Origin of the sequence: Flavobacterium sp. CECT 9288 (assembly GCF_918731615.1) — a bacterium.
Lineage (GTDB): Bacteria > Bacteroidota > Bacteroidia > Flavobacteriales > Flavobacteriaceae > Flavobacterium.
Genome location: NZ_OU957226.1, coordinates 511,206 through 525,568 on the forward strand (window position 1 = coordinate 511,206; position 14,363 = coordinate 525,568).

The 14,363-nt window shown below is 39.7% G+C and carries 6 protein-coding genes, 2 tRNA genes and 2 rRNA genes; 9 read left to right on the top strand and 1 reads right to left on the bottom strand.

What is annotated here, in order from left to right:
* Positions 1–285: 285 nt before the first annotated feature.
* The 5 genes from LQ189_RS02305 (at position 286) to LQ189_RS02325 (ending at position 7,190) form a co-directional block, all read left to right on the top strand.
* The gene (locus LQ189_RS02305) at positions 286–2,268 is read left to right on the top strand and encodes a nucleoside-diphosphate sugar epimerase/dehydratase (RefSeq protein ID WP_230154080.1); all 1,983 of its coding nucleotides are present in this window, start codon (positions 286–288) and stop codon (positions 2,266–2,268) included.
* Positions 2,269–2,681: 413 nt separating this feature from the next.
* The gene (locus tag LQ189_RS02310) at positions 2,682–3,476 is read left to right on the top strand and encodes a polysaccharide biosynthesis/export family protein (protein WP_230154081.1); all 795 of its coding nucleotides are present in this window, start codon (positions 2,682–2,684) and stop codon (positions 3,474–3,476) included.
* Between the two features lie 6 nt (positions 3,477–3,482).
* On the top strand, positions 3,483–5,843 hold the full coding sequence (locus tag LQ189_RS02315; RefSeq protein ID WP_230154082.1) for a tyrosine-protein kinase: 2,361 nt from the start codon (positions 3,483–3,485) through the stop codon (positions 5,841–5,843).
* A gap of 52 nt (positions 5,844–5,895) precedes the next feature.
* Entirely contained in the window at positions 5,896–6,324 is a 429-nt protein-coding gene (locus tag LQ189_RS02320; protein ID WP_221916217.1) for a hypothetical protein, read from the top strand.
* Positions 6,325–6,338: 14 nt separating this feature from the next.
* The gene (locus LQ189_RS02325) at positions 6,339–7,190 is read left to right on the top strand and encodes an IS3 family transposase (RefSeq protein ID WP_230154083.1); all 852 of its coding nucleotides are present in this window, start codon (positions 6,339–6,341) and stop codon (positions 7,188–7,190) included.
* A gap of 148 nt (positions 7,191–7,338) precedes the next feature.
* Here the strand turns inward: LQ189_RS02325 and LQ189_RS02330 are convergent, their stop codons facing one another.
* On the bottom strand, positions 7,339–8,076 hold the full coding sequence (locus tag LQ189_RS02330) for a tyrosine-protein phosphatase (protein ID WP_086454872.1): 738 nt from the start codon (positions 8,074–8,076) through the stop codon (positions 7,339–7,341).
* A 1,213-nt stretch (positions 8,077–9,289) separates the two neighbouring features.
* Here LQ189_RS02330 and LQ189_RS02335 point away from each other — a divergent pair.
* The 4 genes from LQ189_RS02335 (at position 9,290) to LQ189_RS02350 (ending at position 14,244) form a co-directional block, all read left to right on the top strand.
* Positions 9,290–10,803, top strand: a 16S ribosomal RNA gene (locus LQ189_RS02335).
* A gap of 132 nt (positions 10,804–10,935) precedes the next feature.
* A tRNA-Ile gene (locus tag LQ189_RS02340) sits at positions 10,936–11,009 on the top strand.
* Positions 11,010–11,106: 97 nt separating this feature from the next.
* Positions 11,107–11,180, top strand: a tRNA-Ala gene (locus LQ189_RS02345).
* 178 nt (positions 11,181–11,358) lie between these two features.
* A 23S ribosomal RNA gene (locus LQ189_RS02350) occupies positions 11,359–14,244 on the top strand.
* Together the 16S and 23S rRNA genes with 2 tRNA genes alongside form the textbook arrangement of a ribosomal RNA operon.
* Positions 14,245–14,363: the final 119 nt, after the last annotated feature.

Here is a 14,363-nt window from a genome sequence, read left to right on the forward strand (position 1 = left end):
TACCATTGCTTTTTCTCGTTTTTTTTGATGTTTGAATTTAGGGCGGGTTTTTCAAAATGATTTCCAGAGAATTTATGGTCTAAATTATCGATTAATTACTGATAACTGTCTACTAAACACTAAAAACTGTGAACTCTGTGAACCGAACACTGTAATCTGAACACTGTAAACTGAACAGTAAAAATCGAAAACACATTTTTTGAAGGAAACTTGTAAGAACAAAATTTTCCTTATCTTTGATTTTACTATACGAATGATAATAATACCATTTTAAAACCTACGAATTTGAGTCGTCCATTAACTAAAAAAATTGCCGCATTGTTTAGTGAATATTATTCCAATTTGAATTTGCGTTTGAATATTCACAACTTGGGATATTTACCACGATGGATTATTGTTTCCATTGATTTGGTAGTTCTTATTTTATCGTTCTTTTTTACCTACCTTATTTTTAAAGGTACCGGTTTGGATTATGTGATAACCAGTCATTCCGGATGGTATTTCTCTTCACTAGTGCTGTGCAATATCTTTTTCTTTTGGCTTTTCCGAACGTATTCAGGTATCATTCGACATTCCTCAAATATTGATGCAGTAAAATTATTGTTTTCACAACTATCCGTTTTAATCATCTTTTTGATTGTTAATTTTTTGTTTGAATTTGCTCAAGGTGAAAAAGTTTTTTTGAATACGGCCTTATTCATTAATATAGTACTGTCTTTTTGTGGGTTGTTTTTATACCGTGTGATTGTAAAACAAACTTTTGAACTCTATTTTTCTGAAAATAAAAACACCAACTTGATTCGAACCGTTATTTATGGTACAGATGCCAATGCGATATCGGTAGCGAATGCGTTAAAATTTGAAACGCCAACGCGTTTTAAAATTGTAGGTTTCATAGACAAAAACAATCAAAATGCTTCTAAAAGGATGTTGGATTTGCCTATTTTGGTTCAGAAAAAGAAATTACCTGCTATGATGCGTTCTGTGGGAGCAACCAGTGTGATTTTGGCTGACAAAGCATTGACGAGAGAGGAGCAAATTGTGATCGTAGATCAATGTTTGGAGTACAATTTAAAAGTCTTTACCGTGCCTTTGATTTCGGATTGGGAGAACCAACGCGAGATTTCTCAAAAGGTTAAAACCATTCAAATTGAAGATTTGCTGGAGCGGAAACCAATTGTTTTGGACAACAAATCCATTTCCAAACAATTGAAAGACAAAGTGGTTTTGATTAGTGGTGCAGCGGGCTCTATTGGTAGTGAAATTGTGAGACAAGTATTGACTTTTAATCCTAAAAAAGTAATTATACTAGACCAAGCTGAAACCCCTTTACACCATTTGCAATTGGAAACGGACGCAATTAGTACCGACGTTAAAATTAGAACTGTAATTGCAGATATTAGAAACCGGGAAGCGATGGATGTGGTTTTTAAAACCTACAAACCGCATGTTGTTTTTCACGCAGCTGCCTACAAGCACGTTCCGTTGATGGAGGATAATCCGTGTCAAGCTATTTTTACGAATATCAAAGGAACTAAAAATTTAGCGGATTTAGCTTGCGCCTATAACGTCAAAAAATTTGTAATGGTCTCTACTGATAAAGCGGTAAACCCAAGTAATGTAATGGGGGCCAGCAAACGCATTGCAGAGAAGTACGTACAGTCCTTACATTTGAAAAACCAACAAGAAAAAGGGGAGCAAGCCACCAAATTTATTACCACTCGTTTTGGAAATGTATTGGGTTCCAATGGCTCTGTAGTGCCGCTTTTTACAAAACAAATTGCTGAAGGTGGGCCTGTTACCATTACTCACAAGGATATTATTCGGTATTTCATGACGATTCCAGAGGCATGCCAACTAGTTTTAGAAGCTGGAGCTATGGGCAAGGGTGGCGAAATTTATATATTTGATATGGGCAAGCCTGTGAAAATTATAGATTTGGCTCGAAAAATGATCAAGTTAGCTGGTTTTATACCAGAACGAGATATTAAAATACAGGTTGTGGGGTTGAGGCCAGGTGAAAAACTTTACGAAGAATTGTTAAATGACACCTCCAAGTCCTTACCAACCTACCATTCTAAAATTATGATTGCCCAAGAATTGCAAGAAGAATACGAGACCTTACATCAAGATGTGAGTGATTTGATTCAAATTGCAGAAAGGTATACCAATGATGCCATGGTGGCGCAGATGAAAAAAATTGTACCTGAGTTTAAAAGTATGAACTCTACTTTTGAAACGCTAGATACGGTAGAAGTACATCCTTAATAGCATAGTGATATACAAAGCAAACAAGCACTCGAGCAGTCCATTTCGATTAAAGAAATAGTCAATTCGAGTGTTTTTTTTATGGTATACGTTCGGTGGCACTTCTTTAAGGGATTCTTTACAATATTAAATTTCTTAAGTTTAGACGGTTACGGTATTTTTGCAGCTAAATAATAAGAGGTATTAACAACTACGTTAGATAAACTCCAGTATTATTTGGAATACGAAATCAGGAAGGCAATTTTATACCCTTTTTTGCGTTTTTGATGGTAATCTAAGGTAAAGCTTCAGCGTGTAAGTGTTTGTTGATACCGTGGCATTGGTTTGTAGAAGATTTTAAATTAGTAGCATTAAAAGGGCGATTTAAGTAGTGTTTTCTTATATTTGCACCGTTAATACCCAAATCATTGAAAATGAAATATTATTATGTACTCCAACGGGCCATACCTTTCCTGATTATAGGCTTGTTGTTTTCTTGTGCCCAAAGAAAAGACGTGGTCTACTACCAAGATATTGATGCCATGACCCCCCAATCCAACAGCAGCTCTTATGAGATCAAGATCCAACAAGATGATTTGTTGTCTATTATTGTGTCAGCAGAAGATCCTGAAATTGCTGCACCCTTTAACTTGAGTTCGGTTATTACACAACAAAGTAATAATTTGAACAATGTTGGTGGTCAAATGACTATGCAATTGTATTTAGTAGATACTCAAGGCAATATTGAATTTCCCTTTTTAGGAAAGTTAAAAGTGAGTGGACTTACCCGTACTGAGGTCATGCAAATGCTACATGAGAAAATTTCAACTTATATTAAAAATCCTATTATCAACTTACGTATTGCTAATTTTAAAGTATCCATACAAGGTGAAGTAATTAATCCTGGCTCTTTTCCTGTAAACTCCGAGCGTATCACGCTGATCGAGGCACTTGCTTTGGCTGGAGATTTAACCATATATGGAAAGAGAAACAACATCCTGATTATTAGAGAAACGAATGGAGTGAAATCATTCAATCGGGTGGATATTACCAATGCTGCCTTTTTGAATTCTCCTTTTTATTACTTAGCACAAAATGATGTGGTCTATGTAGAGCCTAATAAAAGCCGCATCAATGCAGCTGCAGTAGGGCCTAATACAGGAGTAATCATCTCTATTTCTTCTTTACTAATTACTTTAATAACGCTTATCGTTTCAAGTTCAAATTAAACCCGAATGGAAAATAGTATTCAAACTGATAACACAGAACAAGATTTTAATATTAGAGCCATTGTAGATCAATATGCTGCGCATTGGAGGTGGTTTTTGTTGGGCATGATGATCAGTTTATCAATTGCATACGTTTATTTAAGATACACGACACCCCAATACAAAGCGGCCACTACCATATTAGTTAAAGATGAAAAAAAAGGCGGACTTTCTTCTGAGTTGTCAGCTTTTGCAGATATGGGAATTGGTGGAGCAAAAAATAATTTAGATAATGAAATTGAGATTTTAAAGTCACGCACCCTTGTAGAAAGTACGCTGAGGAAAATGAATCTTGCGGTTACCTTAGTGTCACAAGGAAAAATCATCAGCAGTGATTTGTATAAAAATGCACCCATCATTGTTACTTTTTTAAATAAGAAGCAAGATTTTGAAGATAGGACTGCTGCCTTTGAATTTAAGGCGACTGCAACCAATTCATTTGAATTACAAGAAGAAGCAGATAATAAAATGTTACTTACATCCAAAAAGACGTTCCGTTATGGAGAATCTATTCCTTCTAAGTTAGGTGCTTTTGTGATTAACAAATCACTGGTGAATCCGTTATCTCATGGAGAATCGGCCACTACGATTCAGATTGTCATTACACCTCTGGAGAAAGTAGTAAACAGCTACAGGTCTCGGTTGACTGTAAATCCGTTAAGCAAGACAAGTAGTGTAGTAGAGCTTTCTATCTCAGATCCAGTGTTGGAAAAAGCAGAGGATTTCTTAAATAAATTGGTTAAAAATTACAACGAAGACGCTGCAGCAGATAAAAATTTCATCTCAGAAAACACCTCTCGTTTTATTGCCAATCGTTTGGCGTTGATTACAGAAGAATTGGATGGAGTAGAGCAAAATGTTCAAGACTTCAAAAATTCTAATAGGTTGACGGATATTGAAACTGAAGCCAAGCTTTTTATAGAGGGATCTAGCGAGTACGATAAAAAAGGAGTTGAAGCCGATATACAGTTGAACATGATCGGTTCTATGCTTGATTTTATGAAAAAAAGCAAAAAGGCAGATTTGTTGCCAAACAATATTATCAGTGGTGAAGCTACGGAGTTGATTGGTGAATACAACAAATTGGTATTAGACCGCAATAGAATTTTAAAATCGGCTACAGAGTCGAATCCATCTGTTATTAAACTTGACGCGCAAATTGAGTCTTTAAAGTCTAATGTATCAGCTAGTTTGACTCGAATGAAGTCCAATTTACAAATCCAGAAAAGAGATTTGAACGGTCAAGAAGGATTGTTAAATAGTAAAATTGGTAAAATTCCGGTACAAGAACGACAGTTTCGCGTAATAGCGAGACAGCAAAAAGTGAAGGAAGAACTGTATTTGTACTTGTTGCAAAAACGTGAAGAAACGGCTATTGCCATGGCGGCCACAGAGGCTATTGCACGTGTTGTGGATGAGGCAAAAGGATCTGAAGTTCCTGTATCGCCTAAAAAGAGTATCATTTATTTGGCGGCTTTGTTGCTAGGACTCTTAGTTCCTTTTGGAGTGATATATGTCAAAGATTTGTTAGATACTAAAATTAAAAGTCGTTTGGATTTGGAAGGCAAAACATTGATTCCTTTTATTGGTGATGTTCCTTCCTCTGATTCTCCAAACGAGTTGATTCGTTCCGAAAGCAGAACGAGTAGTGCTGAAGCGTTGCGAATCATTAGAACTAACTTAGAGTTTATGCTGAGTCGTGTTCCTGATGGTCAAGCTAAAACCATATTTTTAACCTCGACTTTTCCATCAGAAGGAAAAACGTTTGTATCCGTAAATTTGGCAGCTACTTTTGCACTTTCTGGTAAAAAAGTGCTGTTGATAGGAATGGATATCAGAAGCCCGCGTTTGGACGATTATTTAACGATTCCAGATGACGGAGTAACAAACTATTTATCGTCTAAAGATTTAAAAGTAGAGGATTTTATTGTAAAGTATGATGGATTTCAACATTTTGATATTCTTCCTGCAGGTATCGTTCCGCCTAATCCAGCTGAACTATTAATGAGCCAAAAGGTAGAAACGATGTTTGAGAATCTTAAAAAGAAATACGATTATATCATTGTAGATACGGCTCCTGTAGCTTTGGTTACTGATACGTTGTTAATTGCTAATAATGCAGATTGTTTTATTTATGTAGCACGTGCGAATGTCTTAGAAAAAAGAATGTTGAACATTCCAAATACTTTATATAAAGAACATAAATTACCTAACATGTGTTTGTTGTTAAATGATACCGATTCGTCTAAAGGCTATGGTTACGGCTATGGATACGGTATGCAAGTAGAACAAAAAGCATGGTATAAAAGGCTGTTAAATATGAAGTAGTCAAAATACATATTGTCCCGTCCTGAAATAGCGATACACAAAAACAATCGTTATGGAAGAATACACGAATTATGTAAAGCGCACCCAGCGAGATTACAGCATGTCCTTAAAACTTCAAATCGTTAGAGAAGTTGAGCAAGGTAGTTCATCAATTACCCAAATTAGAAAACAATATGGCATTCAAAGCCATGCTACAGTTTTGGGCTGGTTACGAAAATTTGGTAACTTTGATTGGGAAAACCAATCCCCTTTGAATATGGCAAAGTCACCCGAACAAAAAATTATGGAACTTGAAGCCCAAGTCAAGCTATTAGAAAAACAAAAGGCTCTTTTAGAACGACAAGCTTACGTTGCAGATAAAAAAGCAATCTTGTTTGACATGATGATTGATTTAGCTGAGAAAGAATATCATATCGATATCCGAAAAAACTCTGCACCCGAACAATCACCCGCTTTAGAGCAAAAGAACAAAAAACAGTAGCGTTTACCTGTTATTTGTTCGGGATAGACAGACAGGTTTATTATCGAAAGACTAGAAGAATAGCATCCAAACAAAACAAAGCCAAAGAAGTGATTTTGATGGTGAATAATATCAGGAAGACAATGCCTAGAATAGGTACTCGAAAACTATATTATCTTTTGTTGGATAAACTTCAATTAATGAAAATTGGAAGAGATAAGTTCTTTGATATACTCAGAGCCAATCAATTATTGATACATCCTAAACGAAGTTATCATGTAACGACTAACTCACATCATCGATTTAATAAACATCAAAATCGAATTCTAGATTTAGAAATTAACAGACCAGAGCAAGTTTGGGTCTCTGATATAACCTATATAGGTAAAAGAGATAATCCTTGCTATTTAAGCTTAGTCACAGATGCTTATTCTAAAAAGATTATGGGATATTATGTTGCCGATAACATGAATACAGAAAGCAGTTTGAAGGCTTTTAAAATGGCTCTTAAACACAGAAACAACAAAAACTTACCATTGATACATCATTCAGACAGAGGGATTCAATATTGTGCTAATGACTACCAAATGCAACTTAATAAAAATAAAATTCTATGCAGTATGACACAAAACTCTGACCCTTATGAAAATGCAGTGGCAGAAAGGATCAATGGTATTTTAAAACAGGAATTTAGGATTGACAAATACAATCAAAAAGCAGAAATCATGCAAAAAATTGTAAAAGAAGCTATTGATATCTATAATGAAATCAGACCTCATTATTCTAATTACATGCTTACTCCAAATCAGATGCATCACCAAAACAAAATTAAAATGAGAACCTATAAAACAAAAAACAGTAGCAAACCAGAGCTTGCTACTGTCTAAAATTGTACTTTTATTTTTTATTAATCCTGTATCACTTTTTCAGGACTAGACATATCTTAAATAAAAAAAGCTTACTGAGTATCGTACTCTGTAAGCTTTTTTTATTTGGGGTAAGTGAGTCGTTAAGACTAACAGTTCAGTGTTTATGTTATTGTTTAAAAAATTGATTGTTGGCAATTGCTTCTTTTAAAGGTGCGCTGTCTTTAATTAAGATTTTTTGATCAAAAGCAGCAATGTGTTTGGCGTGATGCGCATCGGTACCCACATACGTATACATTCCTTTTTGAAGTAATTGTTCGGCAATTTGAGCAATACCTGATCCATAATAGCCTACAACGGATAATAAATTAAGCTGAAACAAACAACCTGCTTTAATAAGTTTGTCGTATTCCTTCATATTATTGTGATAGAAAAGATATCGTTCAGGATGTGCCAAAACGGGAATGTATCCAGCAACCTGTAAATCAAATAAAATACTATACAGTTGAATAGGGGCATTGATGTAAGACATCTCTACCAGCACGTAATTGTCTTTCAAGGTTAGTAAAGACTTTTCTTTAAAGAGTGTGACAAACTGGTCGTCCATCAGGTACTCTGCTGCAGCCTTAAAGGGTTGCGTGATGCCGTTCTCCTGTAATAAGGACACCGTTTCGTTTTGTTTTTTTACGATTTGTTCGTGAGTGTTTTCCCAAACATGTTGTATAATGTGAGGGGTTGTGATAAACTCGGTAACCCCCATGTTTTGTAATGCAGTGGTTAGAGCAAGCGTGTCTTTGAACGTTTGGGCACCATCGTCAATACCTGGAAGCAAATGCGAATGGATGTCGATGTGGTTTTGCGGAATGAGCTCTCGTAATAGAGGCTTCGATTTAAAAAATGTAAACATGTTGCAAATATAAATAAAACTCAGTCTAAAAGAAGCATGTCAAAACAGAATGAATTTATAAACAAAAGTTAATTTTTATAGTAGAAGTTGCAATAGCGGGAACATAGGGAATATAAAGTGTTAATTTGATATAATAGTGTTTCTTTGTCTAGCTTGCCTTTTGTTATTTGTAGGCTTACTATTCTTTTGGATTGACTGTATATAAATGGCCTTAACCGGCACAGTAACTAAGGTAGCTTTGCGATGTTTGATCAGCGGCCATATTATTGTTAGTCGGTCGTGATGCAGATTGAGTTTGTAAATCGTAAACGCAACCTATATATAATATAGTTCATCCCTCAAGCTTGATCCAATAGTTTATTTTCTAGGAGCTATTTCCTGCTATTCGTTGCAATCTATCCCACGGTACCGCAACAAGCGGTACCGTGGGATAGTATTTCCACTGCTATCAGGGCTAGGAGAAAAAAAGTTGATAGATATTTGCCACCTATATATAAGGTATAGCGTATGGATTTCAATAGCTGTATCGTTTAGTTCGCTATGAATAGGATGCCCGTAGTAAGATAGTAGCGGTTTTCTAAGGTAAGAAAGTTGCTAAGAGTAATAAAACATGACAGGATGTGAGCTTTTGACATCGGTAATTCCTACTTTTTGAAATAAAGAAATAGATAGTTTGTTTTTAAACAAAACATTTTCAATTACTTATAATCTATTTTAAGAAAAGAATAAAAAAAGGTTCAAAAAAAGCTTGTAAAAGCGAATAAAGGTTGTAGTTTTGCACCCGCAATAGCGCAGACGTTCTTTAAATGATTGGCAAGAAAAACAAAGTGAATAGAGATTTACTCTTTAAAAAAAACTTTAAAAAAAGCTTGTGAGATTTAAAAACGAAAGTTATCTTTGCACCCCGCAAAACGCTGGAAGTTCATTGAAAAATTGATAAGAAAAAGAGAAGTAAACGAGATAAAAATTATCTCAAAAAAACTTTAAAATTTTCTTGCCAGTTAAAAAAAGAATAACTACTTTTGCACCCGCTTTGAGAAACAAACGAAAGGCGAAAAAATAGTAAGAATACGTTCCTAGACATATTGAATTGACAGCCGTTTTGTTCGCAAGAACAGAACATAAAGAATAAGAGTAATAGAATCGGAAGATTTGAAAAAACCACTAGAACAGAGTCGAATAACAATAGTTCGCCACGGCGAACAAACAATATACGATGAAGAGTTTGATCCTGGCTCAGGATGAACGCTAGCGGCAGGCTTAACACATGCAAGTCGAGGGGTATAGGTTTTCGGATCTAGAGACCGGCGCACGGGTGCGTAACGCGTATGCAATCTACCTTTCACAGAGGGATAGCCCAGAGAAATTTGGATTAATACCTCATAGTATAGCAGTTTCGCATGAAACCACTATTAAAGTCACAACGGTGAAAGATGAGCATGCGTCCCATTAGCTAGTTGGTAAGGTAACGGCTTACCAAGGCAACGATGGGTAGGGGTCCTGAGAGGGAGATCCCCCACACTGGTACTGAGACACGGACCAGACTCCTACGGGAGGCAGCAGTGAGGAATATTGGACAATGGGCGCAAGCCTGATCCAGCCATGCCGCGTGCAGGATGACGGTCCTATGGATTGTAAACTGCTTTTGTACAGGAAGAAACACTCCCTCGTGAGGGAGCTTGACGGTACTGTAAGAATAAGGATCGGCTAACTCCGTGCCAGCAGCCGCGGTAATACGGAGGATCCAAGCGTTATCCGGAATCATTGGGTTTAAAGGGTCCGTAGGCGGTTTAGTAAGTCAGTGGTGAAAGCCCATCGCTCAACGGTGGAACGGCCATTGATACTGCTAAACTTGAATTATTAGGAAGTAACTAGAATATGTAGTGTAGCGGTGAAATGCTTAGAGATTACATGGAATACCAATTGCGAAGGCAGGTTACTACTAATGGATTGACGCTGATGGACGAAAGCGTGGGTAGCGAACAGGATTAGATACCCTGGTAGTCCACGCCGTAAACGATGGATACTAGCTGTTGGGAGCAATTTCAGTGGCTAAGCGAAAGTGATAAGTATCCCACCTGGGGAGTACGTTCGCAAGAATGAAACTCAAAGGAATTGACGGGGGCCCGCACAAGCGGTGGAGCATGTGGTTTAATTCGATGATACGCGAGGAACCTTACCAAGGCTTAAATGTAGATTGACCGGTTTGGAAACAGACTTTTCGCAAGACAATTTACAAGGTGCTGCATGGTTGTCGTCAGCTCGTGCCGTGAGGTGTCAGGTTAAGTCCTATAACGAGCGCAACCCCTGTTGTTAGTTGCCAGCGAGTCAAGTCGGGAACTCTAACAAGACTGCCAGTGCAAACTGTGAGGAAGGTGGGGATGACGTCAAATCATCACGGCCCTTACGCCTTGGGCTACACACGTGCTACAATGGCCGGTACAGAGAGCAGCCACTGGGCGACCAGGAGCGAATCTATAAAACCGGTCACAGTTCGGATCGGAGTCTGCAACTCGACTCCGTGAAGCTGGAATCGCTAGTAATCGGATATCAGCCATGATCCGGTGAATACGTTCCCGGGCCTTGTACACACCGCCCGTCAAGCCATGGAAGCTGGGGGTGCCTGAAGTCGGTGACCGCAAGGAGCTGCCTAGGGTAAAACTGGTAACTAGGGCTAAGTCGTAACAAGGTAGCCGTACCGGAAGGTGCGGCTGGAACACCTCCTTTCTAGAGCCTTAGTGTTAGTAGAGATACACGCTAGGGAAAGAAGACGAAAGTTCAAGTTGGAAACAGATACCAACATTTTATTACTCTTGCTGTTAATTTAAAAAAAAAAGAATAAAAATTTAAGAATAAGAGTGTCTCGTAGCTCAGCTGGTTAGAGTACTACACTGATAATGTAGGGGTCGACAGTTCGAGTCTGTCCGAGACAACTATTTACTCTTAGAGAAGGAAATTTTAGAAGTTGAGAGATTAAGGATCAAGAAGTTCATAATTTTTAATTCGTAATTTTTAATTTTTAATTAAAAAGGGGGATTAGCTCAGCTGGCTAGAGCGCCTGCCTTGCACGCAGGAGGTCAACGGTTCGACTCCGTTATTCTCCACAAATTTAGTCGAAAGACTAAAGTCTGAAAGTCAAAAGTATGACTTTATGACCTTAGACTTTATAACTTTCGACCTAAATAAAGTTCATTGACATATTGAGATAAGAAATAATAAAAAGTAGAAAGAACACGTTTGTGATTTATCATAAACGTAGAGACACGATTAATCGTGTCTGTACAATAAGCAAACTAAGGGCGTATGGGGGATGCCTAGGCTCTCAGAGGCGATGAAAGGCGTGATAAGCTGCGAAAAGCTACGGGGACGAGCACACATCGTACGATCCGTAGATACCTGAATGGGGCAACCCACTATGTTGAAGACATAGTACACCGATAGGTGGGCAAACCCGCTGAACTGAAACATCTAAGTAGGCGGAGGAGAAGAAAACAAAAGTGATTCCGTAAGTAGTGGCGAGCGAACGCGGATTAGCCCAAACCAATGTTGTTACGGCAATGTTGGGGTTGTAGGACCACGACATTTTATGTACAAGGAACCGGAAGTTACTGGAAAGTGACACCATAGAGGGTGATAGTCCCGTATGGGTAACGAGTATAATAAATAGTGGTATCCTGAGTAGGGCGGGGCACGTGAAACCCTGTCTGAATTTGGCGGGACCATCCGCTAAGGCTAAATACTCCTGAGAGACCGATAGTGAACCAGTACCGTGAGGGAAAGGTGAAAAGAACCGTGAATAACGGAGTGAAATAGATCCTGAAACCATACGCTTACAAGCGGTCGGAGCCCATTCGTTGGGTGACGGCGTGCCTTTTGCATAATGAGCCTACGAGTTAACGTTGCTGGCAAGGATAAGTGGTTAAGCCACGGATCCGTAGCGAAAGCGAGTCTGAATAGGGCGCTTTAGTCAGTAGTGTTAGACGCGAAACCGTGTGATCTACCCATGGGCAGGATGAAGCGCTGGTAACACAGTGTGGAGGTCCGAACCGGTTGACGTTGAAAAGTCTTCGGATGACCTGTGGGTAGGGGTGAAAGGCCAATCAAACTCGGAAATAGCTCGTACTCCCCGAAATGCATTTAGGTGCAGCGCACGGCATAAAGTTATATAGAGGTAGAGCTACTGATTGGATGCGGGGGCTTCACCGCCTACCAATTCCTGACAAACTCCGAATGCTATATAATGTTTCCGTGCAGTGAGGGCTTGGGTGCTAAGGTCCAAGTCCGAGAGGGAAAGAACCCAGACCATCAGCTAAGGTCCCCAAATATACGCTAAGTTGAAAGAACGAGGTTTGTCTGCCCAGACAGCTAGGATGTTGGCTTGGAAGCAGCCATTCATTTAAAGAGTGCGTAACAGCTCACTAGTCGAGCGGACGAGCATGGATAATAATCGGGCATAAGCGTATTACCGAAGCTATGGATTTCATATTAAATTATGGAGTGGTAGGGGAGCATTCTAACAGGGTTGAAGGTGTGTCGTAAGGCATGCTGGACTGGTTAGAAAAGAAAATGTAGGCATAAGTAACGATAATGCGGGCGAGAAACCCGCACACCGAAAGACTAAGGTTTCCACAGCTATGCTAATCAGCTGTGGGTTAGTCGGGACCTAAGGCGAACCCGAAAGGGACAGTCGATGGACAACGGGTTAATATTCCCGTACTAGTTATTACTGTGATGGGGTGACGGAGTGATGAAAGCGCCGCGAACTGACGGAATAGTTCGTTGAAGTACCTACCTATAAGACCCGCAGGCAAATCCACGGGTTTTGGGGAAATACGATAGTACTCGGATACTTCGGTAGAAGAGATAGTGCGCCTAAGGGCTTCCAAGAAAAACCTCTAAACTTCAGGTAATAAGTACCCGTACCGCAAACCGACACAGGTAGTCGAGGAGAGAATCCTAAGGTGCTCGAGAGATTCATGGCTAAGGAATTAGGCAAAATAGACCCGTAACTTCGGGAGAAGGGTCGCCCCGAGCAATCGGGGCCGCAGTGAAGAGGTCCAGGCGACTGTTTATCAAAAACACAGGGCTCTGCAAAATCGTAAGATGAAGTATAGGGCCTGACACCTGCCCGGTGCTGGAAGGTTAAGAGGAGATGTTATCTTCGGAGAAGCATTGAATTGAAGCCCCAGTAAACGGCGGCCGTAACTATAACGGTCCTAAGGTAGCGAAATTCCTTGTCGGGTAAGTTCCGACCTGCACGAATGGTGTAACGATCTGGACACTGTCTCAGCCATGAGCTCGGTGAAATTGTAGTAGCGGTGAAGATGCCGCTTACCCGCAGTGGGACGAAAAGACCCTGTGCACCTTTACTATAGCTTAGTATTGACCTTGGATAAATGATGTGTAGGATAGGTTGGAGACTGTGAAGTGGCGTCGCTAGGCGTTGTGGAGTCATTGTTGAAATACAACCCTTTGTTTATCTGAGGCCTAACCCCATAATGTGGGGGACATTGCTTGGTGGGTAGTTTGACTGGGGTGGTCGCCTCCAAAAGAGTAACGGAGGCTTCTAAAGGTTCCCTCAGTACGCTTGGTAACCGTGCGTAGAGTGCAATGGCATAAGGGAGCTTGACTGAGAGACATACAGGTCGATCAGGTACGAAAGTAGAGCATAGTGATCCGGTGGTTCCGCATGGAAGGGCCATCGCTCAAAGGATAAAAGGTACGCCGGGGATAACAGGCTGATCTCCCCCAAGAGCTCATATCGACGGGGGGGTTTGGCACCTCGATGTCGGCTCGTCACATCCTGGGGCTGGAGAAGGTCCCAAGGGTTGGGCTGTTCGCCCATTAAAGTGGCACGCGAGCTGGGTTCAGAACGTCGTGAGACAGTTCGGTCTCTATCTACTGTGGGCGCAAGAAATTTGAGTGGATCTGATTCTAGTACGAGAGGACCGAATTGGACAAACCTCTAGTGTATCTGTTGTCACGCCAGTGGCACCGCAGAGTAGCTACGTTTGGAAGGGATAAGCGCTGAAAGCATATAAGCGCGAAACCCACCACAAGATGAGATTTCTTTTAAGGGTCGTGGGAGATGACCACGTTGATAGGCTATAGATGTAAAGGCAGTAATGTCATAGTCGAGTAGTACTAATAACCCGTAAGCTTATGTACACCCTTTTCCTCCCGAGTAATCGGGAGGGAGAAACTTTCTAATACACTTTTTATATTCTTTATCTCAGTATGTTAAGATATTTGCTCGACGCAAGAGCAGTCCAAAGACGAAAGTCACA